The 24,993-nt window shown below is 68.7% G+C and carries 23 protein-coding genes and 1 pseudogene; 10 read left to right on the forward strand and 14 right to left on the reverse strand.

All coding sequences use genetic code 11. The features are described from left to right. Positions 1–277 precede the first annotated feature (277 nt). On the forward strand, positions 278–1,663 hold the full coding sequence (locus tag A5673_RS14015; RefSeq protein ID WP_068233029.1) for an adenylate/guanylate cyclase domain-containing protein: 1,386 nt from the start codon (positions 278–280) through the stop codon (positions 1,661–1,663). 52 nt (positions 1,664–1,715) lie between these two features. Beyond that, positions 1,716–2,462: a methyltransferase domain-containing protein gene (locus A5673_RS14020; RefSeq protein WP_068233033.1), complete on the forward strand. Its 747-nt coding sequence runs from the start codon at positions 1,716–1,718 to the stop codon at positions 2,460–2,462. 21 nt (positions 2,463–2,483) lie between these two features. On the opposite strand, the gene A5673_RS14025 is transcribed toward A5673_RS14020, so the two are convergent. Continuing rightward, positions 2,484–2,936 (reverse strand): SRPBCC family protein, encoded by a 453-nt coding sequence (locus A5673_RS14025; RefSeq protein WP_068233037.1) that lies wholly within the window; start codon positions 2,934–2,936, stop codon positions 2,484–2,486. Between the two features lie 242 nt (positions 2,937–3,178). Then, entirely contained in the window at positions 3,179–3,871 is a 693-nt protein-coding gene (locus A5673_RS14030) for an SDR family oxidoreductase (protein ID WP_068233040.1), read from the reverse strand. Between the two features lie 91 nt (positions 3,872–3,962). Here A5673_RS14030 and A5673_RS14035 point away from each other — a divergent pair, with 91 nt between their 5' ends. Next, positions 3,963–4,562 carry a CGNR zinc finger domain-containing protein gene (locus A5673_RS14035; protein WP_068233043.1) on the forward strand — a complete coding sequence of 200 codons (600 nt, stop codon included), beginning with the start codon at positions 3,963–3,965 and terminating at the stop codon, positions 4,560–4,562. Positions 4,563–4,891: 329 nt separating this feature from the next. Here the strand turns inward: A5673_RS14035 and A5673_RS14040 are convergent, their stop codons facing one another. From A5673_RS14040 to A5673_RS14055, 4 genes are all read right to left on the reverse strand, one after another. Then, positions 4,892–5,737 carry an SDR family oxidoreductase gene (locus A5673_RS14040; RefSeq protein WP_068233046.1) on the reverse strand — a complete coding sequence of 282 codons (846 nt, stop codon included), beginning with the start codon at positions 5,735–5,737 and terminating at the stop codon, positions 4,892–4,894. Positions 5,738–5,750: 13 nt separating this feature from the next. Then, positions 5,751–6,515, reverse strand: a complete 765-nt coding sequence (locus A5673_RS14045) for a DUF2127 domain-containing protein (protein WP_068233049.1) — start codon at positions 6,513–6,515, stop codon at positions 5,751–5,753. Positions 6,516–6,571: 56 nt separating this feature from the next. Next, entirely contained in the window at positions 6,572–7,978 is a 1,407-nt protein-coding gene (locus A5673_RS14050; protein ID WP_068233051.1) for an MmgE/PrpD family protein, read from the reverse strand. A 92-nt stretch (positions 7,979–8,070) separates the two neighbouring features. Beyond that, positions 8,071–9,027, reverse strand: a complete 957-nt coding sequence (locus A5673_RS14055) for a LysR family transcriptional regulator (protein ID WP_068233054.1) — start codon at positions 9,025–9,027, stop codon at positions 8,071–8,073. Positions 9,028–9,160: 133 nt separating this feature from the next. On the opposite strand from A5673_RS14055, the gene A5673_RS14060 reads away from it, so the two are divergent. Continuing rightward, positions 9,161–9,733 carry a carboxymuconolactone decarboxylase family protein gene (locus A5673_RS14060; protein ID WP_068233057.1) on the forward strand — a complete coding sequence of 191 codons (573 nt, stop codon included), beginning with the start codon at positions 9,161–9,163 and terminating at the stop codon, positions 9,731–9,733. 5 nt (positions 9,734–9,738) lie between these two features. Here the strand turns inward: A5673_RS14060 and A5673_RS14065 are convergent, their stop codons facing one another. The 4 genes from A5673_RS14065 to A5673_RS14080 are packed head-to-tail and all read right to left on the reverse strand — an operon-like array spanning position 9,739 to position 14,084. After that, positions 9,739–10,989, reverse strand: a complete 1,251-nt coding sequence (locus tag A5673_RS14065; RefSeq protein WP_156748202.1) for a hypothetical protein — start codon at positions 10,987–10,989, stop codon at positions 9,739–9,741. Next, positions 10,986–11,471, reverse strand: a complete 486-nt coding sequence (locus A5673_RS14070; RefSeq protein ID WP_197518377.1) for a nuclear transport factor 2 family protein — start codon at positions 11,469–11,471, stop codon at positions 10,986–10,988. Before A5673_RS14070 ends, A5673_RS14065 begins: the two co-directional genes overlap by 4 nt. Positions 11,472–11,479: 8 nt before the next feature. Next, positions 11,480–13,183 carry a serine/threonine-protein kinase PknH/PknJ gene (locus tag A5673_RS14075; RefSeq protein ID WP_082958724.1) on the reverse strand — a complete coding sequence of 568 codons (1,704 nt, stop codon included), beginning with the start codon at positions 13,181–13,183 and terminating at the stop codon, positions 11,480–11,482. A gap of 40 nt (positions 13,184–13,223) precedes the next feature. Beyond that, positions 13,224–14,084 carry a helix-turn-helix domain-containing protein gene (locus tag A5673_RS14080; protein ID WP_068233066.1) on the reverse strand — a complete coding sequence of 287 codons (861 nt, stop codon included), beginning with the start codon at positions 14,082–14,084 and terminating at the stop codon, positions 13,224–13,226. Positions 14,085–14,207: 123 nt separating this feature from the next. Here A5673_RS14080 and A5673_RS14085 point away from each other — a divergent pair, with 123 nt between their 5' ends. The 5 genes from A5673_RS14085 to A5673_RS14105 all read left to right on the forward strand — a co-directional run bounded on the left by A5673_RS14085 (position 14,208) and on the right by A5673_RS14105 (position 18,954). Next, positions 14,208–15,257, forward strand: a complete 1,050-nt coding sequence (locus A5673_RS14085; protein ID WP_068233068.1) for a zinc-binding dehydrogenase — start codon at positions 14,208–14,210, stop codon at positions 15,255–15,257. Further along, positions 15,254–15,679: a nuclear transport factor 2 family protein gene (locus tag A5673_RS14090; protein ID WP_068233071.1), complete on the forward strand. Its 426-nt coding sequence runs from the start codon at positions 15,254–15,256 to the stop codon at positions 15,677–15,679. The genes A5673_RS14085 and A5673_RS14090 overlap by 4 nt, the downstream gene beginning before the upstream one ends. Beyond that, a complete protein-coding gene (locus A5673_RS14095; protein WP_068233074.1) occupies positions 15,676–16,494 on the forward strand; it encodes an SDR family NAD(P)-dependent oxidoreductase in 819 nt (272 codons plus the stop codon). Before A5673_RS14090 ends, A5673_RS14095 begins: the two co-directional genes overlap by 4 nt. A 288-nt stretch (positions 16,495–16,782) precedes the next feature. Beyond that, entirely contained in the window at positions 16,783–18,093 is a 1,311-nt protein-coding gene (locus A5673_RS14100) for a sodium:proton exchanger (protein ID WP_068233077.1), read from the forward strand. A gap of 39 nt (positions 18,094–18,132) precedes the next feature. After that, entirely contained in the window at positions 18,133–18,954 is an 822-nt protein-coding gene (locus A5673_RS14105; protein WP_068233080.1) for an SDR family oxidoreductase, read from the forward strand. A gap of 1 nt (position 18,955) precedes the next feature. On the opposite strand, the gene A5673_RS14110 is transcribed toward A5673_RS14105, so the two are convergent. Next, positions 18,956–20,236 (reverse strand): cytochrome P450, encoded by a 1,281-nt coding sequence (locus tag A5673_RS14110; protein WP_082958725.1) that lies wholly within the window; start codon positions 20,234–20,236, stop codon positions 18,956–18,958. A gap of 77 nt (positions 20,237–20,313) precedes the next feature. On the opposite strand from A5673_RS14110, the pseudogene A5673_RS30340 reads away from it, so the two are divergent. Continuing rightward, positions 20,314–20,505: pseudogene (locus A5673_RS30340) on the forward strand (helix-turn-helix domain-containing protein); the annotation flags it as partial. A gap of 405 nt (positions 20,506–20,910) precedes the next feature. Here the strand turns inward: A5673_RS30340 and A5673_RS14120 are convergent. From A5673_RS14120 to A5673_RS14130, 3 genes are all read right to left on the reverse strand, one after another. Next, the gene (locus A5673_RS14120) at positions 20,911–22,539 is read right to left on the reverse strand and encodes a flavin-containing monooxygenase (RefSeq protein ID WP_369806483.1); all 1,629 of its coding nucleotides are present in this window, start codon (positions 22,537–22,539) and stop codon (positions 20,911–20,913) included. Continuing rightward, positions 22,536–24,314 carry an NAD(P)/FAD-dependent oxidoreductase gene (locus A5673_RS14125; RefSeq protein WP_068233083.1) on the reverse strand — a complete coding sequence of 593 codons (1,779 nt, stop codon included), beginning with the start codon at positions 24,312–24,314 and terminating at the stop codon, positions 22,536–22,538. The genes A5673_RS14120 and A5673_RS14125 overlap by 4 nt, the downstream gene beginning before the upstream one ends. 146 nt (positions 24,315–24,460) lie before the next feature. After that, positions 24,461–24,993, reverse strand: a 533-nt coding sequence (locus tag A5673_RS14130; protein ID WP_068233086.1) for a TetR/AcrR family transcriptional regulator, incomplete at its 5' end; no start/stop codon positions are given.

Consider the following 24,993-nt stretch of genomic DNA (forward strand, 5'->3'; position numbering starts at 1 on the left):
AGCGCTGCCAGGTCCCGTTGGGCTGGATCGGAAAGTCACAGTACGACTCGAAAGGGGCCGTGGTCTGGCATCCCGCGGATGCCGAAGGCGCGAGCCCGACGCCCACGCTCACGAGTCCACCGACCATTGCCGATGCCGCAAGTCCCGCGATCACGTTTTTCATTAGTGGAGGCTACGACACTAGTTCTTGGGCCGCTACTCAACATGCGTCAAAAGGTGACACGGCCGCCGTCGATGCGGGTTCGACTTGTCGGTGCCCTGAATTAGCCTGATAGCCGTGGCTGGGTTTTCTGGCACACCACGCACCCGATACGCCAGTTGCGGTGAGACGGACATCGCCTACCAGGTGTTCGGCGATGGACCGATCGACCTGGTGCTGCTGCCCGGGCCGTCGATTCCGATCGACTCCGTCGACGCCGAGCCGTCGATGTACCGCTTTCACCGGCGACTGGCGTCGTTCGCCCGGGTGATCCGGCTGGATCAGCGCGGCATCGGGCTGTCCTCCCGCGTCCCCTCGACCGACGTGATCGGGCCGACGTTCTGGGCGAAGGACGTCGTCTCGGTCATGAACGCCGTCGGATGCGAGCGGGCCACGGTCGTGGCCCCGAGCTTCACCTCGATGACCGGGCTCACGCTCGCGGCCGAGTACCCCGAACGGGTGAGCAGCCTGGTCATCATCAACGGCGCGGCCCGCACCCTGTACGCCCCCGACTATCCGATGGGCGCCAAGGTCGAGGACCTCGACCCGTACACGACCGTCGCGATCGACCCGGACGCGGTCGACCAGGGCTTCGACATGCTCGGCATGATCGCTCCCAGCGTCGCCCGCGACGATGCCTTCCGCGCCTGGTGGGACGCCGCGGGCAACCGCGCCGCCTCGCCCAGCATGGCGCGCGCCATGATCCTCAGCATCCGGCACGCCGACGTCCGCGACACGCTGCCGAGGATCGCCGCACCGACGCTGATCCTGCACCGCGCCGAGTCCGACTTCACGCCGATCGCGAACGGCCGGTACCTCGCCGAGAACATCACCGGGTCGCGCTTCGTGGAGCTACCGGGCGCAGACACCCTGTACTGGGTGGGCAACACCGGGCCGATGCTCGACGAGATCGAAGAGTTCATCACCGGCATGCGGGGTGGTTCCGATGCCGAACGCCTGCTGACCACAATCGTGTTCACAGACATCGTCGGCTCGACCGAGCGGGCGGCGGAACTCGGCGACGGCCGGTGGCGCGACCTGCTGGACAACCACGACACCATCATTCGCCACGAGCTGCAGCGGTTCGGTGGGAAGGAAGTCAACACCGCGGGCGACGGATTCGTCGCCACGTTCTCCAGCCCGAGCGCCGCGCTCGCCTGCGCCGACGACATCGTCGATGCGGTGCGGGTGCTGGGCATCGAGGTGCGGGTGGGCATTCACGCCGGCGAAGTCGAGGTGCGCGGCGCCTTGAAGAACGACATTGCGGGCATGGCCGTGCACATCGGTGCGCGGGTGGCGGCGCTCGCCGAAGCCAGCGAGGTGCTGGTCTCCTCGACCGTGCGCGACATCGTCACCGGCTCGCACCACCGGTTCGCCGACCGCGGCGACAGCGCGCTCAAGGGCGTTCCGGGTCACTGGCGCCTGCACGCCCTGCTGCGCGAGCGCGCCGCCGTCAGGCGGTAGCGGCTAGGCTGGGTCCCGGCTCGCCGCAAGCTATTTGACCGAAGGAGTACGCGTGACCGACGTGCACGTCTCGCTGCCGCCCGCGCTGCGTCGAGCGCTCGAGCTGCTTGCCGACCCGCCGGCGGATCCGGACGTCAGCAAGGGCTACCTGGATCTGCTCGGCGCGGCATCAGCCGAGGCGGACACCGTCCCCAAGAACACCGGCCCGATCCAGGCGGCATGGGCCTCACCGATCGGGTCGATGTTGTATGACAACGCCCAGGCCCTGTCGCGCCGGCTGATCAGCGCGTGGGCGTTGCCCCTCGAGTGGCTGAACATCCCGCAGGGCGGCGTCGCGCTGGACGTCGGCTCGGGTCCGGGCAACGTCACCGCGTCGCTGGCACGCGCCGCCGGCCCCGAGGGGCTGGCCCTGGGTGTCGACATCTCCGAGCCCATGCTCGCCCGCGCGGTGCGCAACGAGGCGGGCCCGCAGGTTGGCTTCATCAGGGCCGACGCGCAACGACTTCCGCTGCGCGACAACACCGTTGACGCTGTGATCTCAACCGCCGTGCTGCAGCTGGTTCCGGATCCCGCGGCCGCCCTCGCCGAGATGGCGCGGGTGCTGCGCCCGGGCGGGCGGCTGGCCATCATGGTTCCCACCGTCGGGCGGGCCGCCCGGTTGTGGGAAAAACTGCCGAACGTCGGGGCGCATGTGTTCGACGACGACGAAATCGGCGACATCCTGGAAAGCAACGGGTTCGCCAGCGTGCGCGTCAAGAACTACGGCACCTTTCAGTGGGTGCGCGGCAAGAACGGCTGAGTCCGCTCGGGCGGGGCCAAATCAGCCCGCGCTCGCCTGGGCGAGCGTGGCGAGCCGGTCGATCGACTCGCGCAGCATCTCGGGTGTCGTCGAGCCGGCCCTCTCGAAGCGGGTGCTGTCGGTCAGCGCCGTCCAGTCGTAGGTGTGCGTCACGCTGGTGAGGGTGGCGTTGATCGGGTGGAGTTCCCAGCGCCAGAGGTGGCCTGGCGGCAGCTTTTTCGGTTCCGCCGGTCGCCACGCGATCGTGCTGCCCTCGATGAACTCCACCACGTGGTTCTCCCGCACGGCGCCGTTGGTCAGCGTCGTCTTGAAGACGTCACCCACCTGCCGGACGCGCTGCCCCGGAGCCGACGAGGCGAGGTTGTTGTTGCCGTCCCAGCTCGGCTGCTGTGCGGGATCGGCGATCAGTTCGAAAATCCGCTCGGCGCTAGCCGAGATCACACGGGTGGCGCTCACGATGCGTTCCGGTTCCATGCCGCTATCCAAACACGCGCGCCGGGGCGGTGCGGATGTGACTTTCGGCGAGCCCGTTGGGGACCTTCGACCGTCGAAGCCCCGCCAGGCCGGCTGCGATGGTGGTGGTGCCGGGTTCACCCGGTGGCCTGTCCGAAGTGCAGCAAGCCCATTTTTGGGTGAGGCCCCCACGGCCTGCTTGACCCACCGTCAGAAGACGGGGATCTGCCTTCGGACAGGCCATTTGACGTCAGCCGGTCCCGTTACCCCGCCCGGAGCGCCTCGACCGGTCCGGACAACGCCGCCTTCATGTATCGGGTGTCGTCATCGGCCAGCACCTCGGCGTCGCCCCGCTCGATGCCGTCGGCGATCTGCCGCGCCACCTCACGCGGGTCGTTCTTGGGCACGTCGAAACCGGAGGTCATCTCGGTCTCGGTGAAGCTCAGGTGAACGCCGGTGACCTGGGTGCCCTGCTTTTCCAGCTCGATGCGCAACGAGTTGGTCGCCGCCCACAACGCCGCCTTCGAATCGCCGTAGCCGCCGAAGCCGGCCACCCAGGACAGGATCGACGCGATGTCGACCAGCGCCCCGCCGCCGTTGTCGGCCAGGATCGGCGCGAACGCCTTGGCGATCCGCAGCGCGCCGAAGTAGTTCGTCTCGAACACCGCCCGCACCTCCTCGATGTCGCTGCCGAGCAGACTGTGCGCACCGATGATGCCGGCATTGTTGATCACAATGTCCGCGTCGGTCGCCGTAACGGCCAGCGCGGCAACCGAATCCGGGTTCGTGACGTCCAGCGCTATGCTGACCACCCGCGGGTCCTCGCTGGGCTTGGGCGACCGCGCCGTGGCGTAGACCTTGGTCGCGCCCCGGCGCAGCAACTCGGCCACGATGGCCTTGCCGAGCCCGCGCTGTCCGCCGGTGACGACGACCGTCGACCCCTTGATGTTGACCATGATGATGACTCCTTGACGTAAGTGAAACTGCTTTGCATCTGTCACCGTAGTTGACGGTAGCGACATAATCAAGTAGATTTTGATTATGTCTATGCCACGGTCTGCGTCACAGCGGTACCAGCTCGCCCCCGCCCCCGGCGGCCTCGCCCTCGTGCAGGACTTCCTCAACACGGCGGGCATCGAGGGATACGGGCCGGACCTGTTGTCCGACGGCGCGCTCGCGGACGGCTGGGTGGCCGGCGCGGTGCGGGCGTGGTCAGCCGCGCGCGGGCTGGAAGCGCAGCCACCGCCGCTGAATGACGCGGACCTGTCCAAGCTTCGGGCGCTGCGCGAGACGATCGCCCGGCTGGTCGCCGGGGAACCGCCGACGGGGCGCGGCTCGGTTCCGATCGCGGCGTCCCTACGGCTGTCGGCTACGGGCGAGGTGCGGCTCGAGCCCGCCGGCGCGGGGTGGCGCTGGCTGGCGTCGGCGCTGTGGGGAGAGGTTTTGCTCAGCCAGCAGGACGGCACCTGGCGGCGGATCAAGCGATGCCACAACCCACACTGCGCGTCGACGTTCTACGACCGCTCGAAGAACAACAGCGGGGTGTGGCATGACGTGAAGACGTGCGGTAACGCCGCCAACCTGCGGGCTTCCCGGGCCCGGCGGCGCGAACGCGACGGCACGGCCCGGCGCCCGGCGCGCGGGTAGCGTCCGGCCGCGCGGGCCGTCAGCAGCGCTCGACGCCCCTGGGCATGATCCGGGGCGCCGAAGCGCCTTGGCGTCGAGCGCCTTTGAGCACGGCCTGTAGGGCGTCGCACGCACGTGCCGCGATCGGGGCGACCACGTCGCGGTTGGTTGGGCGCGGACCGGTTCGGTCCTGCAGTGTTGACACGGTTGAAAATCCCTTGTCCGTTCGGCCAGTTCGCCGACTCATTGAATTGCACCCCGGCCGTTTTACGGGCGCGCCGCGCCGCGGTAAACGTCACGAAACGGCATCTTGTGGCGTCACCCACATCGGTGCTGCGGTGTCTGGCGCGTCACACCTTGCGCTTGAACCGGCGAAGATAGCCGACCAGCCGGCGCACCGGAACCGGCTTCGGCCAGTCGTCGGCGCGAAAGTATGCGTCGGTCCCGCCATCGACGAATATGACGCTGCCGCAAAGAAAATCGGCGGAGTCCGACAGCATGAAGCACATCCAGTCGGCCAGCTGCCGGGCGTCGCCGAAGCCGCCAACCGGGACCGGGAAGGACCTGACGGCCTTGGCCTGTCTCGGGTCGGCCAGCTGCTCCTCGAGCAACGGGGTCATGATGGCGCCCGGGGCGATGGCGTTGAGCCGCACCCCGCAACCGGCCCACTCGGGCAGCACCGCGCGCCGCCGCACCCAGCGGGCGACGGCGATCTTCGAGGCCGCGTACATCATCGTCGGCGCGGCCGGGCCGAAGGGCCGCACGGACCGCAGCGCCTTGTCGGCGTCGTGCGCCAGCAGCGCTCGCACGGTCCGCCGGGGCACCGCCGGCACCGTCGTCGTGGAATTGCTGGAGACGACGACGACTTTGGCGCCGTCGGCCGCCGCCAGTGCGGGGCGCAGGGCGGTCAGCAGTTCGACCACGCCGAAATAGTTGACCTGAGCGATCAGGCGGGGGCGATCCCGCCCTGGGCTCGGGCCCAGCCCGGCGGCCAGCACGGCGCCGTCGATGCTGCCACCGCAGGCCGCCAGCACGCCGTCGGCGGCCGCGGTGCGGCCCTGCGGCGTCGACAGGTCGGCGACGACGTCGGCGTCTTTGACGTCGACGCCGATCACGGTGTGTCCCTCGGACCGCAGCCGCTGCGCGGTTTCGCGGCCCATCCCTGACGCGGATCCGCTGATCGCGTACGTACCCATCCGGCTCTCCGTTCTACGTAGCGGCCGCGGCGCGCTCGACGTCGAGGAGCTGCTCGCCGTGGCGCTCCTCGTCGTAGGCCTTGCGGCCACCCCGCAGGCCGAACAGCCGTTTGGATACCAGCAGGTAGATCACGGCGGCCACGTTGATGGTGAGGGTGACCACACGAGTCATCGTGATGCCCTTGGCCAGGTCGTGGATTTCCAATGGCAAAAAGACCGAGGTCGCGATCACCGCAAAGTACTCACCCCAGCGCTTCAGCAACCAGAGGCCGACGCCCTCGATGACCTCGATCAGCGCGTAGACGACCAGCATCGCGGTCAGCAGGGCCAGCGTGGACGGCTTGGCGGCGAGCGCCTTCTCCAGCTCGTGCACGATCGTCATCTGATCGACCTTGAAGCCCGCCGCGCGAAAGATCGGCAGGTCGCGGTCCAGGGTGGCCTGGATGGCTCCGCGCGCGCCGCGGAATTTCCACACGGCGTACGCCGCCAGCGCGATCACCACCGCGCGAAACAGCCGTTCCACCGCGAGCGCGCGGATGATGATGGCCTGGCGTAAGGCCTTGCCCCGCATGATCATCGGCGCGTCCTCGGCGCGACCCCGCCCGTGTGGTTCACCGACGGTGAATTCGGCGCACCGCAGGCAGCGCCAGACCTCGCCCAGCCCGGTGGTGCCGCTGAGCCGGTCGGCGAGCGCTTCCTCGTCCGGCGCGTAGGTCACGTGGCCCGCCACGGCGCAGGTGACCAGTTCCCATCGGTTCTTGTCGCGATCTTTGGCCATGGCAGATCATTGAATGCCGATAGCGACCGATGCAAGGGGGCGCGCGAAGCGGGCCGTCAAAAGCGCGGCGTGCGGCGCGGCCGCCGGGCGGTGGGGCTGACCGCGCCGAGCAGGGCGGCCAACTCGGCGGCGGGTATCTCGTCCAGGTGGTCGATCGCGGCGACGATGTCGTCGCACAGCGCTTCTGTGCAGAAGGGTTCGGCCAGCCATCGGAACTTGTCGACGACGCGCTCCCAGGACATGGGCCGGGTGGGCGATCCCTCGTAATCGCTCTGCTCGCGGCTGAATTCCCGCCCATCGCGCGTGAGCACGTGCACGCGGGCCGCGGTGCGTTGGGGGTAGGCCGCGGTCAGGTCGGGCGCGGCCTTGACGTCGACCCGGGCCAGCAGGTCCTGAACGTCGCCGCGCAACAGGCGTTCCGACTCGATCTGTCCGGGACCGACGCCCCCGTCGAGCAGCGCCACCGCGCTCAGGTATTTCAGGTTGTAGTCGGCCTGCTCCTTGGTCAGCGGGTGGTCCTTCCCGCCGTACGCTCCCCCGCCGGCGAAGTCATAGGCGCCCTGGAACACCTCGAGCCTCACCCGCTCGACGTCTTCGCCGCGCAGCCCGTTGTCGCCGCGGATCGCCAAGACCGCGTCAATGATGGCCTGCCCGTGGATAAGTGAGCAATACTGCTTGAGGTAGGTCTGCTCGACGCAGGCGAGCGTCCGGTCTGCGGTGTGGAAGTCAATCGGCTGATCGAAGAGTTGCACCAGGCCGTGCGGGCCTTCGAACAGCGCCCTGGGCCCGGTGACACCCCGGCCGGCCAACATCGTCGTGTACACCGCTCGCATGCCGGTGATCGCCGGCGAGATGCCCTTCCAGTTCGAGACCGGTTCGGCATGCACGGCCGCGAGTGACACGTTGTCAGCGGTGGCAGCGGCAATCGCGTTGGCGGTTTGCTCGGCGTCGAGCCCCAACAGTCTGGCCGATCCCGCCGCGACCGACATCGACAGTTGCAGTGCGTGATTGAGCCCGCGCGCCATCACGGGAACCTGGGCGCTGAACCGGCACTGGATCTCGTAGGCGACCGCGAGCGCCAGCAGGAAATCCGCACCGGCGGCGTTGACGTGCTCGGCCACCGCCAGGATCGCACCGAAGTTGTCGGCGGGATGGCACAGTCCCCCAACCGTCAGATAGGTGTCGAGCAGATCTGGGTAGCGCACCAGGACCGCGTTGAAGAACGCCGCCTGATCGACTGAGGCCCGGCCACCCCCGACGAGCGTCGCGGTGGGGACGCCGCTGAACTGGTCGGCGTGTTCGCGAATCGTGGCGATCAGCTCACCGTCCAGCGAGCCGACGGCGCAGGCGACGCTGTCCAGCACGTTGCGTTTCAGCAAGGCTCGCGGTTGTCCGCTCAGGTCGTCCTGCCGGGCGCCGACGACGAAGCCGGCAAGCTCGTCGACAACATAGTTATGTGCCATGGGGTTTCGTTCTCCCGTCGTTACCTCCACTGAAGCGCCGCAACGACATGGAAGTCCAGGATCGATCTCTTACCAGTGCTCGTCCGGAATTCCTACCGCAGTTCGGCGCCCGAGGTGAGGGCGTCGCGGTGCGGGTCGTCGGCTGGAGCCCACCACCGGTCGGTGGGAGGGGCGAGCCATCCGCGGCCGCGCGCTGTCGTCAGCAGCGCGTCCACCAGCCCACGCACACCGGCCCGATCATCGTCATGGCGGTGCAACAACGACCATGTCCACAGGGGTATCGGGTCGGCGACGGGCCGCTGGCCCAGGCTGGGTGGAATGACTGCGGTATGTCGCTTCGGTGAAGCCAGCACGGGGGCGCCGATCCTGCGCACGTGGGCGTAGAAGGCGTCACCGGTGACGCCGCCGTCGTCGATCCTGACTATCCGCGCACCCGTGTGGGCCGCGAACTCCTCAGCGAACCGATTCCACGACGACCATGCCGACTCGTCGGCGTCGACGAGGGCTTTGACCCGTTGCGCGGCAATCGGTTCCGGTGATCCGACGCCGGGAAGCACGGCCTGCAGGGGTTCTGCACGCAGCAGGTGCGCCGTCAACCCGCGTTGCTTGACCTGCTCGGCGGTCACCCACGCCAGCGCGATATCAAGCGTGCCCTCCGCCACGCGGTCGGCCTGCGCGTGCGACGGCAGCACCCATTCGTCGACTCGCAACGCCACCTCGGGTCCAAGCAAGCTGGTGATGTCGTCGGGCAGCCAGCTGACATAACCCAGCCGCACCGGTGCGCTCTCGGCCGCCGCCAGCTGCAGTCGACGCTTGGCGTCGTCGGCCAGGGCCAATATTCTCCGCGCGTCCGGCAGCAGGGTGCGTCCGGCTTCCGTCAGCCGGACGCTGCGCCGGTCGCGCGCGAACAGCTCGGCCCCCAACTCGCGTTCGAGGGCGATGATCTGTTGGGAGAGAGCCGGTCCCGAAATATGCTTCCGCTTGGCGGCCCGACCGAAGTGCAACTCCTCGGCAACCGCCACGAAGTAGCCCAGCTGCCGTAGTTCCATGAGATGAGCTTAAGTGGCTCTACCTGCGGTAGGAAGCGTGACTTAGCACTGGTCGAAAGCCCGTCGTGGACGCGCCGACCTTCGGCGGATTGACTGGGCTGAACCACCCCCGATCGCGCGAGGAGGCAGCCCTATGCGACTTCCGCTGTTGCCGCCAACGAGTTTGACCGCCGCACAGCAAGACCTGTACGCCGACATGCGTGCCGTAATCGACAGCGGCTTCGGCGAACTCGTGGCATACCGCGCCGACGGCGCGCTGATCGGGCCGTTCAACGGTTGGCTCCATTTCCCCCAATTCGGTTCGCCGGCTTGGGCGCTCAACAGATCGCTATGGGAGCACGCCGTGCTGCCCGGCAACGTCCATCAATTGGTCATTCTGGTCACCGCCGCGAAGTTCGGGGCGCGCTACGAGATCTACGGGCATGAGTACTTCGCCCGCCGCGCGGGGCTGTCCGGCGACAAGATCGCCACCATCGCCGCCGGTGAGCGCCCCGCCGACCTGACCGACGACGAACGCGTCGCGTTCGACATGGCGGCCGCGCTCAACCGAGGCGGTGTCCTGCCTGAGACCACCTATCAAGGTGCCGTCGCGCGGTTCGGCGAGCAAGGGGCCGCCGAGATCGTCTTCCTGGTGGGCTGCTTCTCCGTGGTTGCCGTCACGCTCAACGCCTTCGACGCGGGAGTCCCCGGCCGCCAGGAGACGTAGCGCCCCTACCCGGTCAGGATCCGATACTGCGCGGCCAATTGGTGCTGCGCGTTATCAAGCTGGCGTGCAACAGTTTTGATGGCGTACCGCCCCGCCCCGGCCAGGCACCAATAGCGGGGCACCAGCCCGCTGGACCCCGCGACACGGGTGCAGCGGCTCTGGGGAAGGCCCGGCACCGGCGAAGCGGCTTGCGCCGCAGGCGTTTTGGCCGCGATGTCACTGTAGGCGTCGGCGAGCGCCTGCGCGCTGCCGGGATCCTTGGCCTGGTACAGGGTGGCCAGGTTGACGGACGCGAAGTCCACGCCGGCTGCGGTCAGGGCGGCCCCGACCTGGACGGGGTCGTCCTCCAGGTGCAGCGCGCCGGCCGTCTCGTAGGCGGCCCCGGACATCGGCGTGGTTTGGTCCGCCGGCAGCGGAAGCGTACGGGCGACGAGACCGGTGGGATCCAGCGGGAGCGCGGCGAACTGGTTGGCCTCGGTGGGCGCAAACGTGTCGATCAGCGGTATCTGGCGGTCTATCGTGCGGGCGGCCAGCCCCGCTTCGCAGTCCGGTCCGGTGGCGCAGCGCGCGACTTGGACGAGCACGTAGGGCCCATGCGCGGTGAACACCGACAGCTCGCGCGCCGTCTGGGCGCCGTCCTGGAAGGTCAGCAGCGCCGCGGCGGCGTCGGGATGGCCGGGCACGGGGATGGCCCGCTCGGGCTCGGTCACGATGGGCGTGGCGCTGGGCAGGCGGGGCATGCTCATCGCTCTGGCCTGCATGCCCTGGGCGGCCGAGGCCGCGCTGGCGGCGTTGGCGAAGCGCAGGACGGCGTTGCGCAGCGACAGTTGCGGATTCGGCCCGGGCGTTTGCCGCTCGGAGGAGAACCCGACCACGAACGGAAGGTTGAAGGCGCCACCGACGATCGGCGTCCACACCACCTTGGAGAGCTGCTCGAAGGCGGTGATGATGGTCGCCGAGCCGGTGGAGCCCGGCGAGCTCAGGGCGGGGTCGGCCTGCCAGGGCCCGACGACGTAGGCGGCCATGCGGCGGCCTTCGACGAGCCGGCCGGCCTGGTCGGACCCGGCGGCACCGAGCGGCGGCAACGGGGCGGTCGGGTACTTGCCCGGGTCGAGCGAGGAGGGGTTCACCGCGGGGGGCGGGTTCGATCGCGCCGGAGACGCGGAGCCCGCGGTGGTGTGCTGGCAGGCGACCAGGGCGGCCGCGAGCAGCGCCGCGGCCACGACCCGTTTCGCCTGCGGCACTGGGCCTGTCACGGTTTGCAGATCTTCCAGCCGTCTTCGAGCTTCAGCGGCAGGCTGACGGAGCCGGCGCCCAGCGCCTCGTTCTGCGCGTCCATCGCCACGGTGGCGGTATCGCCGCTGATCGCGACCGAGGTGATCTTGATGGTGGTCAGCCCGTTCTGGGTGCGGCTCTTCTTGAGGTAATCCATGACGGGCCCGGTGAATTCGGCTCGCATCGCCGAGCACATCAGTTCGGTGTAGGCGCCCCAGTTCTGGGTGTTGTACGCGTCCTGAAACGCCATGACGGTCTGACGGATCTGATCCTCGTCGGACGGGGGCGCCGGCGCCGCGGGCGGGTTGGTCGGTGCCGCCGCGGTCGCCGACGTCGGGACGGAGGAGTGCGGGAGCGCTGGGGTCCCGCCGGTCACCACGGAGCAGGAGGCGACGATCGCGGCGACGGCCAGCGCCGCCGCGGCCGTGACGAACCTCGTTGTCGGTGCGCTCACTGCACTCACTGCCTCCCTCATTGCCGGGGCACTTTGGCGGCCGTCGCGGTGACCAGCCCCGTGACGTCGGCGCCCCCGCCGGCGTGGCATTGCCGAATGTCGATGACGACGTTGCCACGCACCTGCATCCCATGCTGACAGGAGGCGTCGCCCCCGCGCAGCGTGGCCGCCAGGACGACGACCCCGGAAGTGATGCCGGGCTGGGCGAACTCCCACACCTGGGCGGGTGCGCCCGGAGGGGTCACCGTGATGGTCTTGCCGCCGCACAGGGCCCACTGTCCGCGCTGCGTGACGAGCGACGCACCGGCCTTGCCCTCCGGGAACGCGATGACGGCCTGGCTCACGCTGTCCTGCGACTCCGGTTCGTTCAGCGCCCGAAGGAACTGGGCGGCTACGCCGGTGTAGCCGCTGGCGGCGTACGCCGATTGCTGTGCCGGCGCCCAGGCGCCCACACACTGCGGGTTGTCCAGGGTCGCGGAATCGTCGGACAACGTTGAGCCGTCACGCTCGAGGACCAGTGGGCCTCCGTTCGTGCCGCTCGGGATCTGGTCGGCAGTCAGCAGGATCGGACGAAGCTGGGCGGCCGTGATGTTGGTGGCCGGTGGTCCCTGAGCCGATGCCGACGGGGCCGCGCCCGGGTCGGTACCCGGGCCCGCGGGCCTGCGGTCGGGCCAGGCCAGCACCGTGACGGCTGCGGCGGCGACCAGTACGACCGCGGCCAGAGCGCCGCCGATCAACCCCCGCCGGCGCCGCCGTGGTGCAGGCCCGGGTCCCGGCGAGAGAGTTCGCTGCCCGCTGTGCTCCCACCAGGGTGGCGTCGGGGACCCGATGGGGTAGGGGCCGACCTGACCGCTCGGTATGGGCGGCAGCGGCGCCCGGCGCGAGGGGTCGCGCAGCGCGTCCGCCGCGGCGGCGGCGAGTTGCCCGGCCGAGCCGAACCGGGCGCCCGGGTCCTTGGCCATCGCGATGGCGATCACCCGGTCCAGCGCCGCGGGCAACGACGGCACGGCGTCGGTCACCCGCGGCGGCGGGCTGAACAGGTGACCCATCATGACCGCGGCCGCCCCGTTGCTGGCCGGGAAGGGCGTCTGACCGGTCAGCAGCCGAAACAACGCGCAACCCAGCGAGTAGATGTCGACGCGGCCGTCGATCGGCGCGTCCGACAACACCTCCGGGGCCGCATAGGCGACCGTCGCCATCACCGAGCCGGTCGCCGTCAGCCCGACGTCGTCGAAGGCGCGGGCTATTCCGAAATCGCCCAACAGGACTCGCTCGTCGGGGCCGATCGGGCCCGACAGCAGAAAATTGCCCGGTTTGATGTCGCGGTGCACCACGTTGTGGGCGTGGGCGAAGTCGAGCGCCTTGGCGACCTGCCCGATGATGTGCACGGCGCGCTGGGGCGCCATGGTCCCGTCGCGCAGCGCGGCATCGGCGTCGATGCCGTCGACGAATTGCATCGCGATCCACAGCTGACCGTCCTCGGTCTGCCCGCGGTTGTAGACCGACACGATGTGGGGGTGCTCGAGCGACGCCGCCGTGTCGGCCTCGCGAATGAATCGGGCCCGGAAATCTGGATCACGCGACAGTTCGGACGAGAGCACTTTCAGTGCGGTCTGGCGCGGCAGGATCGGGTCGGCCGCCAGATACACCGTGCCCATGCCGCCGGTGCCCAGCACCCGCGCGATGCGGTACCCGCACACCACCGCGCCGCTTGTCAGCACCTCAACACCCTGCGGTCACCCCCGTATCCGTACGGCTAACCTATACGGCGCGATCCACCGTGGGCTGCTGTGATTTCGCGATCGCCGCCGTTTCGGTGGTGAGCTTTTCTCCGATGACCCGGATCTGCCGCGCGCTGAGCGGACACAGCGGATGCACCGCCAGCATCAGCGCGGCGTCCCCATGATGGTCGAAAACCGGTGCGGCGATGGTGACGACGGGTTGTTTGCGACGCCCGGGATTGTCGTCGGACAAGAAGCCGATGGTGCTGAATTCGACGAGAAGCTGATCCAGGATGTGCCGAACCGGAGTGGGCATCTCGTGGCTGTCCAGCGTGCCGACGACCTGGACGGCCTGCGCCAGCGCCGGGGTCGTCCAGTCGACGTCGTAGCCGCGTTGCCGGGTGTGCTCCAAGACGCGTTCGAGACGCCGGATTCGATCGGCGTTGTCGCCCGCGCCGCGACGGACCCACGCCCGTTGTTCCTCCGCAGTGTCCCAGGCGGCGAGCGCGACGCCGAACGGCGGGGCGTAGGGGATCCGATCACCCGGAATGCCCGCCGGCTGCGTCGCGGGGTCGCCCTCGAAAGCCGTGACCACCAACGAGTCACCGAATCGCTCAACGACGGAGCCTGCGTAGCCGACCTCGCGGGCGAGTCGCAGCGCCGCCGAACGCGCGGCGTGCGCCAGCGGGCGCGCGGTGTCCGTCCGCGCGGCCACCACGGCGAGCGCGGGACCCAGCGTGAATGTTTTCGCGACCGGATCGCGGCTGGCCCAGCCGCGGTCGCACAGTGTCTTGAGGATCGCGTGCGCTGTCGCCTGGGTGAGGTCGAGCTCGCGCGCGATGTCGGAGAACCGCAGCCGGGCGTGTGCGGACCGCGCCAGCAGCTCGACAACGTCGAGCACGCGGGCGGTCGGTGCCGACGACGATCCGCGGATGGCTTGACTCCTTCGCGGCGGGGTTCATACAGTTGCTGCGAGCATTCGAGATCATATATCGATTATTCGAGAATAATATACGAGGATTCATTGCGCGCGGTTGTGTTGAGGGACGGGCGGTTACAGGTCCGCGAGACGCCGGACCCGGCGCCCGGGCCGGGCGAATTGCTGTTGCGGACGCTGAGCACCGCGATCTGTGCGTCCGATGTGCACTTCATGGACCACCCCGAACTGGCCGTCGACGACCCGACGGGCCGCTCGCTGTACGACCCGGACCGCGACATCGTGCTCGGTCATGAGTTCGTCGGCGAGGTCATCGGGCACGGCCCGGGCTGCACGGATCAGCTCGCCGTGGGCTCGCGGGTGACGGCCATGCCCGTGCGCCTCGTCGACGGCGGCGCCGGAGGCATGCGCATCATCGGGCAGCACCCCGATGCGCAGGGGAGTTTCGCTGAACTGCTGGTGGTTTCGGAGGTGGCGGCAAAACCGGTGCCGGGTGACGTGGCGAGCGACGCGGTGGCGCTGACCGACGCGTTCGCCGTCGGTGAGTTCTACGTGAGGTCGGCGCGCCTCCAACCCGGCGAGATCCCGATCGTCGTCGGCGCGGGCGCGATCGGTCTCTCCGCCGTCGCCGCTTTGGCCGGCCGCTCCATCGAGCCGATCGTGGTGGCCGACTACAAACCCGACCGCCTCGCGCTGGCAATCGAATTCGGCGCTCACGTCGCGGTGGACCCGGCCCGGAAGTCCGCGTTCGACGCTTTCCGGGAGGTTCGCGCCGAACGTGGATTGCCCGGGCCGGCGGTCGTTTTCGAGTGCGTCGGCGCCGCTGGGCTCCTGCAGAACATCGTCGAATCCGCCGAGGTGTCCACCAGGATTTACTGCGCGGGCGGTTGGTACACCGGCGACACGCTGGACGTCACCACCGCCACCCGCCAGGGTGTCACCATCCAGTTCGGCGGCGGGCCACACCCGCAGGACTGGTATGGGACCCTTGACGCCATCGCGGCCGGACGGCTGGACCCGCTGCCGAGCGTCGGCAGAATCATCGGACTCGACGAAGTCCCCGACGCGCTCGAGCTGGCCCGCAGATCCGACGGTCCGCCGCGCATCGTGGTTCACCCGAACGGAGACGTCGCATGAGCGAACGAGACGATCGCCAGGACATCGGCGAGCTCCTGGTGCGCTACGCCACCGGGATCGACCGGCGTGACTGGCCCTTGTTCCGCACCGTGTTCACCGACGATTGCGAGCTGGACTACGGCGAGATCGGCACCTGGCGGGGCGTGGACGAAGTCACCGACTTCATGGACAAGACGCACGCGCTCGCGGGTCACACCCTGCACCGGTTGTCCAATCAGGCCATCACGCTCGACGGCGACGACGCCGTGGCCCGCACGTACGTCGACGCGGTAATCATGTTCGGCGACAACCAATCCGGTGTCAACGCGTGGGGGTTCTACGACGACGAGATCGTGCGGACCGCCGGCGGTTGGCGCATCGCGCGACGCCGGTTCACCCAGGTCCGCATCACGACGTTCGGCCCGCAAGGGAGCGACACATGACTTTCGCAACCAAGTACGGACCGTGGGCGCTGGTCGCCGGTGCGTCCGACGGGCTGGGCGCCGCATTCGCCGCGGGGCTTGCCGAGCGCGGGGTTAACGTGGTGCTGCTGGCCCGCCGCCAGTCGGTGCTGGATCAGGTTGCGGCGGAGATCAATTCGCGAATCCCGGTCGAAACCCGCGTTATCGCGCTCGATCTCGCGGAGCCGGGGGCGGCATCCGCGATCGCGGCGGCGACCGGCGACCTCGAGATCGGGTTCCTGGTGTACTGCGCCGGCGCCGACCCGAATTATCAACCGTTCCTGGCCAACCCGATCGAGGCCGCCGAGGCGATGGTGCAACGCAACTGCGTGGTGCCGATGCAGCTGTGCCACCACTTCGCGCCCGCCATGGTCGAGCGAGGCAGTGGCGGGATCGTCATCTTCGGGTCCGGGGCGGGTTTGGCCGGCGGCTCCAACATGGTCGCCTACGGCGCCTCGAAGGCGTTCGACATGGTGTTCGCCGAGGCGCTGTGGGCGGAGCTGCACGACAAGGGCGTCGACGTCCTGGGCCTCATCCTCGGCAAGACCGACACCCCCGCGCTCAGGGAACTCGAACACAGCCGGGGGCAGATCGGCTCGCTCGACGAGGTACCACCGGGGGCCGCCGCCGTGGACGACGTGATCGCCGAGGCTTTCGACAACCTCACGAACGGCCCGACGTGGTTCGTCGGCGACGTCATGCGCGCCGCCGAGCAGCTGACCAGTTCGCTGACCCGCAACCAGACCGTTGCGCTCTTCGCGCAGGCCGCCGCGGCGGCAATGGGTCCCCCGGGTTAACTCGGCCCGGGCGGCGAGCGGGAACCTCGGACCTCAGCAGCGCGTCGTAGTGGATGTTGACGTTCCGCGGTTGCCACGCCCGGCAGGTTTGCCAAAGTTATAGATCAGGTGACCCTAACTTTGGGAATTGCGCCTGTCAGCCAGCAAAGATAGGGATCGCCGGCAAAACCCTTCGCCTAGCCGCCACGTTGCTGGGTCGCCGCGCCGCGGGTAGGTTTGAGCGAGCCGGTCAAGCCACGGCCGCGAGTCCAAGCGCTCACATGATCGCCACCCCCGTTGAGTTGAAGGATGACGATGCTGGCCACAGACAGGCCCGCCGGCACAGTCTCGACGCCGGCACACTCGCGGCGGCTGACGCTGACGCGCTCGGCCCTGATCACGGCGGCGTTCATCGCCCCAGCGGTGTTCGTCAGGATCGCCGGCGTACACCTGGACCCGGTCGCCGCACTGCTGACTTATGGGGCAGCCGTGGTGGCGGCCAGCTTCCTGCTGGCGTGGGCCGCCGAGGCGGCCCAGATCGACGTCTCCGGCGGCCTGGCGATCGCGGTTCTCGCCCTCGTGGCGGTGCTGCCGGAGTACGCCGTCGACCTCTACTACGCTTACGTGTCCGGCCACAACGCGGATTACACCCAGTACGCCGCCGCCAACATGACCGGCTCCAACCGGCTACTGATGGGGCTGGGCTGGCCCGTCGTGGTGCTGGTCAGCATCGTCGTGGCCCGAAGGACGGGCTCCCGAACATCCGCCGCGAAATCCGGTGCCGTGGCGCTCGAGCCCGCCAATCGCGTCGAACTCGGGTTTCTGCTCATCGCCGGCGTGGTCGCGTTCGTCATGCCGGCCACCGGGCAGATCCATGTGGCGCTCGGGTTGGTGCTGCTGGCCTGGTTCGGCTTCTACCTTTACAAGATCGGTCACGGCGAGGTCGAAGAGCCCGAGCTCATCGGTACCGCCGCCGCGCTCGGGGAGCTACCCGATCGCGCGCGGCGCGCCGCCGTCGTCGGGCTGTTCCTGGTGTCGGGCGCGGTGATCCTGCTCTGCGCCAAGCCGTTCGCGGACAATCTCGTCGCGGCCGGTACGGAGCTGGGCATCGATCGCTTCCTGCTCGTTCAATGGCTCGCCCCGCTGGCGTCGGAAGCGCCCGAGTTCATCATCGCGGTCATTTTCGCCACTCGTGGCAAAGGCACGGCGGCGATCGCCACGCTGATCTCCTCCAAGGTCAACCAGTGGACGCTGCTCATCGGGTCGTTGCCCGTCGCCCACATCCTCGGCGGCGGCGGGCCCTCCCTCGCGCTCGATTCGCGCCAGGTGGAGGAGGTTCTGCTGACCGCCACGCAAACCCTGATGGGAGTCGCGCTGATCCTCGGGCTGCGTTTCCACCGTGCGTCGGCCTGCGCGCTGCTGGCGTTGTTCGTCGTCCAGTTCCCGATCGTTTCGACGCCCGGGCGGCTGGTCCTGTGTGGTGTGTACACGGCGGTGGCCGTCGTCGGGCTGATCGTCAACCGCCGTTACCTGGCGAGCACCGCCCAGGCGCCGTTTGTCGGGAGGGCGATTCGGCACAGCGGTCACCCCCATCACGTGGAAGACGGCCACGGCCTTTAACATCGCGGGTTGACAGCACCGTCCTAGGGTTGGAGCGCCGTGGCTCGCGAAGTGTTGACCGTTATCGGCGTGGGCGGCATGGGGCAATTGATTGCCCGACGACTGGGTTCCGGCAAGACGGTGCTGTTGGCCGATTACAACGAGGGGACGCTGGCATCGGTCAGCGAATCGATGTCCGCGGACGGCCATCACGTCGAAAGCCGGAGCGTCGACGTCGCGTCGCCCGAGTCGGTGCGCGAGCTTGCCGAACACGCGGCTTCCCTGGGTGCGGTCACGCAGGTGGCACACACCGCGGGCCTGTCCCCGTCGCAGGCGCCGGCCGCCGCGATCCTGGCCGTAGACCTGCTGGGCACGGCGCTGGTGCTGCAGGAATTCGGCGAAATCGTCGCGCCGGGCGGCGCGGGCGTCGTCATCGCCAGCATGGCCGGTCATATGTTTCCGCCACTTCCCCCCGAGCAGGAGAGGGCACTGGCCCACCACCCGCCCGGCGAACTGTTGCAGCTGGACTTCGTCAGCAGCATCACGGATCCGAACTTCGCCTATCCAATCGCCAAGCAGGCCAACCACATCCGCGTCCGCGCCGCCAGCGCGCAGTGGGGACGGCGGGGCGCGCGGATCAACTCCATCAGCCCGGGCATCATCTCCACGCCCATGGGGCAGCAGGAACTGGCGTCCCCGGTCGGTGAGGGCATGCGCGCGATGGTCGCCATGTCCGCGACCGGCCGCCTGGGAACCCCCGACGACATCGCCGCGGCCACCGCGTTCCTGCTCGGCCCCGACGCGTCCTTCATCACCGGCACCGACCTGCTCGTCGACGGCGGCGTCATCGCGGCCATCAAGGCGGGAAGCCCGGCGAGCTGAATCACGCGGGAATCAGGCGGACCGCCAGGCTCGTCGGTCCCCGCAGCAGACTGTTGGTGGACCAGCGGGTTGCACCGACCACGGATATCCGTTCGACCCGCGTCACCAGCTCGCGCAACACCGCCTGGGCCTCCATGCGCGTCAATTGGGCCCCGATGCACAGGTGCGCGCCGAACCCAAAGGTCATGTGCTGAGTGGGATTTCGATCCACTCGGAACGCGTCCGGTTCGTCGAACGCCCGCGGATCACGATTGGCGGCGCCAATCGACAGCATGATCCGCTCACCCGCCGGAATCGTGGTGGCACCGACCCGGTAGTCGCTCAGTGCGGTGCGATAGACGTTCTGCGCCGGTGACAGATAGCGCAGCAATTCCTCGACCGCCATCGGCACCAGGTGGGGATCGGCGCGTAGCAGGTCGTACTGCTCCGGGTGGGCGGCCAGCGTGTCGAACATGCCGCCGAGGAGATTGGTGGTGGTCTCGTTGCCGGCCAACAGCAGCAGCATCGCGAAATAGAACAGCTCGCGGTCGGGCAAAGAGCCGGCCTCGTTCTCCGCCAACAGCCGGCCCAGGATCGTGTCGGAGCCCTTCAACCCGCCGACGGCGAACTGCCGCGTGAAATAGCGGTGCATGGCCCACGAACCACGCACCGAGCCCGCCAGCTTGCGGGCACCGCGTGCCGTGAGGTCGACGTCGGTGATCTGTACCGACGCTTCCGACCACCGCCGAAAATCGTCGACGTCGGTGTCGGGAACACCCAGCAACTGGGCGATCAGGCGCACCGGCATCGGGATCGCCAGTCGCTGCACCACATCGCAACCCGGGTTGGCCAACACGTCGTGGACCGTCTCCGCGGCCAGCCGGTCGATGATCGGACGCCAGCTGTCGAGCGCCGCCTTGGTGAAGGCCGGCAGGACCTGACGCCGCTGCCGGGCGTGCGCTTCGCCGTCCAGCGAGACCAGGATCGGCGTGCGTATCCGGGTCAGCATGGGCCCGTCGGCACTGGACAGTTTCGCGTCGTCGCGGGCGGCCGCCCGCACATCGTCCAAACGGCTCAGGACGAACACCCTGCGCTTCGGGTTGTACTGCACCCGGGCGCCGGCGTGCAATCGGCGATAGGCCTCGTGTGGCTGTGCCGCCGTCGCCGTATCCAGCGGATCGTAGGCGGTGATCTCCACATCGAGCGGCAGGCGCCGGCGGGCGCCCGCGGCGTTGGCCAGTGCGGCGCCGGCCAGCGTGCGCGCCGCCGAGCCGGTGAAGCGAACCCCGTCAGTGAGCGCCATCGATCACCCGTCCTGTATCGTTACGTACAGGACCGTAACGTAAATATCCGTAATCGACAATGGGTATCGCCGTGGACATGACAATCGACGAGCTCGCGCGCCGCGTCGACATGACGGCGCGAAACATCCGCGAGTGGCAAACCAACGGCCTGGTGCCGCCGCCGCAGCGCCGCGGTCGGATCGGGATTTACAACGACGGCCACGTCGCACACATTGAGCGCATCAAAGCGCTTCGCCTGCAGGGCTTTCCGCTCGACGTCATCCGGCGGATCCTGGAGCAGTCCGGTGAGTCGGCGCCCGAGATACGGCGGCTGGCCGCCGAAGTGCTCAGCCCCGCCAACCCCACCGGATCGATGGAGATGAAACGGGTCGACCTGGCCGAACAGTTCGGCCCCGACGCGGAGGGCTACTTGGCGGACTGCGGGCTGATCGACGTCCTCGACGACGAACTGCTCGTCATCACCGACACCAGAACGTTCGCGTACGTCGAGAAGCTGGTCGCGACCGGCCTGCCGTTGGGCAAGGTCGCCGGCGCACTCGCCCACATGGCCGATCACCAGATGGCGAGCATGCAGGCGTTCGTCGACCTCTATCGCGACGAAATCTGGGAGCCGTTCCTGCACGCCGGATTACCCATCGACGACTGGCCCGCGATCGCCGAAAAGACCCTCCAGTTACGTTCCCTGGGAATCGGTCTCGGCATGCAGGCGTTCCGCAGGGCGGTCGACAACGTGGCCGGCAGGATCGCCACCGAGGAAGCCGCGAAGATCGACGTTCCGAGGACGCCCCGCAAGCGCCGGAGCACCTCCTGAGCGGTGCGACCAGTCTCGTGGCCGCAGGCGCCAGGTGCGGCGGGCGTATTCCAGCTCGGTGTAGGGCCATTGGGTGACGATGCGGCCGGTGGGCGAGCGGAAGTAACTGTCGCACTGGGTCCAGATGGTGCGCTCGAGGTCCGCGGAAAGCCGTTCGTTGTAACGCTTCTCGGCTTCCGGACGCACGTCGACGTATCCGCCCCGGCGGGCCACCCGACTCACCGCGCTGGCCACCAGGCGCGCGCCGGCCTCCAGGATGTAGACGATCGAGTTGCCGCCCTGGTTCGTGTTGGGACCGTAGAGCATGAAGAAGTTCGGGAATCCGCTGACCGCGACGCCCAGGTAGGCGCTGGGGTCGGGCCCCCACCGCTCGTGCAGGTGCTGTCCCCCGGCCCCGATGACGTCGATGCCCGACAGGTAGCGGGACGTCTCGAATCCGGTGGCCAGGACGATCGCGTCGACGTCGACGTGCCGGCCGGCCTTGGTGACAATCGACGTCGCGGTGACGTGGTCGATGGGGTCGGTGACAAGCTCGACGTGGTCTTGCTGCAAAGCCCGGTAGTAGTCGTCACCGAGCAGCACCCGCTTACAACGGAAGGGGTAGTCCGGCGTCAGCTCCCGCCGCAGTCGCTCGTCGGCGACGGTGCGCTCCAGGAACGACGTGGCTATCTGGGTGCGGGCGGTGACGACGGGGTCGTCGGCGAAGGTGGCGGTGTTGTCGTGCTGGAATTTCCAGATCTGCCAACGCGTGCGGCGGGTGGCCAGCGGGTTGCGCCGGAATTGCGCCAATTCGGTTGGGCTGTAGGGGCGGTCGTCCTTGGGGACCATCCATGGCGGGGTGCGCTGGAACACCGCCACGCGGTCGGCGATGGCGGACAGCTCGGGAACGGCTTGCACGCCGCTGGCTCCGGTGCCGATCACCGCCACCTTCTTGCCGGTCAAGTCGATGCCGTGATCCCACTGCGCGGTGTGCATGAGCGCGCCGCCGAAGTCGTTCAGGCCGGCGATATCGGGCAGCTTGAGCGACCCGAACAAACCCACGGCGCAGACGACGACGTCGGCGGACAGGTCGGCGGTGTGCCCCGCGCGTTGCAGGCGGCAGTCCCACTGCCAGGCATCGGCGTTCCAGCGGATTGTGTCGACCCTGGTGTCGAGCATCAGGTGGCGACGCAGATCGAAGTCGTCGGCCACCGATTCCAGATAGGCCAGGATTTCGGGCTGCCGCGCGTAGGTGCGGCTCCAGGACTTGTTGGGCGCGAACGAGAACGAATACAGGTGACTCTGGATGTCGCAGGCGGCGCCGGGATAGGTGTTGCGCCGCCAGGTGCCCCCGACGCCGCCGTCGGCCTCGACGATAGTCAGGTCGTCGATGCCCGCGCGGCGCAGCGCCACGGCGGTCCCCAGACCGCCGAACCCGGCTCCGATGATCACCACCTTCGGCGAGGGCCGACGCCGCAGCGCGGCCCGGGCTCGGCCGAGGACGTACTTCACGGACCGCCCCCGCGAATCTCGAGCCCTTCCAACTGTCCGGCAGTCCGCCACGCCGTCAAGATGTCGTCGTATTCGGTCGGTGCGCCGATGAAGAAGCTGCCCTGACGGGTCTTCGCGTCCGCCTTGCCTTCCCGGTTGTAATAGCCCGGGGTGCAGGTCTTCGCCCGCTCGGCGGTCGCGGACGAGCGGGCCACCACCATGTCGACCCAGGCGGCCTCGGCGGCGGGTGACGCCTCGACCTCGCTGACCCCGCGAGCCAGCGCCCAGGCGATGATCCACGCGGCGTGGCTCGCCTGCACGTCGAGCAGGTAAGGGAAGTTCACCGTGAGCCCCGCCTGGGCGATGCTCTCGATGAAACAGTTCGGGAAACCGTTGGCGCACAATCCCTGAAACGTGCGCACGCCGTCGCGCCATCGGTCCGTCAGCGTCACGCCGTCGCGGCCGATCAGCTCGAACCCGGTGCGCCGGCAATAGTCGGTGCCCACCTCGAAACCCGTCGCGAAAATGAGGCAATCGAGTTCGTACGTCACGCCGTCGACCACGACGCCGTCCTCGGTGATGCGTTCCACCCCGCGGCCGTGGGTGTCGACCAGGGTGACATTGTCGCGGTTGAACGTCTGCAGGTAGTCGTCGTGGAAGCAGGGCCGCTTGCAGAAGTATCCGTACCAGGGTTTGAGCGCCTCGGCGGTGGCGGGGTCGGCCACGATCTCGTCGACCCGGGCCCGGATCTCCTCCATCTTCGCGAAGTCGGCCAGCTCGATGTTGGGGCCCGGCGCACCGTCGCCGTCCTGGCGCATCACCGGGAGCTTCCGGGTGATGCTCGTCCACGCGTCGGCCACCAGGTCTTCCGCGGCCTGCCCCCCGGCCGTCAGGACCTGAAAGTTCCGGATGCGTTCGCGCTGCCAGCCCGGCCGTAATGTGTTGGCCCACTGGGCATCCGTCGGTCGATTGGCTCGCACGTCGACGGACGACGGCGTGCGCTGAAAGACGTACAGGCGCTGCGCCGCCGCGCCGAGGTGCGGGACGCACTGGACGGCCGTCGCGCCCGTGCCGATGATGCCGACGCGCTGTCCGGCCAGGTTCTCCAGCCTGTCGCCGGTGTAGCCGTAGTCCCACCGGCTGGTGTGGAAGGCCTTGCCGCGAAAGCGACCGAGACCCTCGATCCCGGGCAGCTTGGGCTTGGCCTGGTAACCGTTGGCCATGGAGACGAACCTGGCCCGCATCTCGTCGCCGTGGTTCGTCCGGATGACCCAGCGGGAAGTCCCTGAATCCCAACGTATCTCGTGCACGTCGGTCCGCAGGCAGGCGTCGCGGTACAGGTCGTAGCGCTCGGCAATGCGCCGGCAGTGTGCGAAGATCTCCGATCCTCGGGCGTACTTATCCGAGGGAAGGTAGCCGAGCTCCTCCAGCAGCGGCATGTACACGTAGGACTCGACATCGCAGGCGATGCCCGGATACCGGTTCCAGTACCAGGTGCCGCCCACGTCGGCCGCCCGGTCGATCAGCCGGACGCTCTCGACGCCGAGTTCGCGCAGTCGCGCGCCCGTCAACAGCCCGCCGAAACCGGCGCCGATGACCGCGACGTCCACCTCGTCGGTGAGCGGCTCGCGGGTGAACGTTCCCTGGACCCACGGGTCTTCGGCGAATCGGGCGAAGGCGCCCGACGTCTCCACGTACTGGGCGATCCCGTCGGGGCGCAGTCGCCGCGCCCGCTCCTCGGCGTATTTCTGGCGCAGCGCGTCGACGTCGAACGTCACGCCGACGGTCTCGGTCAAGGGATCGTCCTCATCGCGTCCGACTATATAATCAATCAATTGATCATTTCAATGGGTCATGCGCCGGGTAACCGACGCCGAGCCTGCGCCCAGCGCGCGAATTTGTGCCAAAAAGCGCTCTGGTTGCAGTTTCGGCCGTCCGACCCCTAGGAATTCCGGCCGCTCGGACCAAGCAGCGTGCCCCTGATCAGCTTCTTCGCCGAGCCCAACGCCGCCTGGTAGTCCTCGGGAGGCAGCGACGCCCCCAGTTCGGTGAGGCCGTAGATCAACGCATAGACCGCCTCCACGGCACCCGCCGGGGCGCCTTGCAGGATGCGTTCGATGATGTCGCGAAACGCCATGAATCCCGCGTTACCAGGCTGCGCGGAGCTTTCGGCCCGGATCGCAAACTCGAAAGCCGCGAGGTCAGGGAATTCCCGCATCAACTGGCCCGATTCGTCGAGCACCGCTTCGATGCGGTCGATGGCGTCCCCGGGACGGGCGGCGGCCTGGCGCAACCGCGGCAGCGCAACGTCGGTTCTGGCCGCGATGGCCGCCTTGATCAACTCCGACTTGTTGGGAAAGTAGTTGTACAGGCTGGCGCTGGTCACCTCCGCGGTGCGGGCGATCTCGCGAATCGTCGCCTTGGAGTAGCCCACCTCGGCCACGCAGCGCATGGTGGCGACGATGATGCGCCGGC

Origin of the sequence: Mycobacterium sp. E3198 (assembly GCF_001667015.1) — a bacterium.
In the GTDB taxonomy this organism is placed as follows: Bacteria; Actinomycetota; Actinomycetes; order Mycobacteriales; family Mycobacteriaceae; genus Mycobacterium.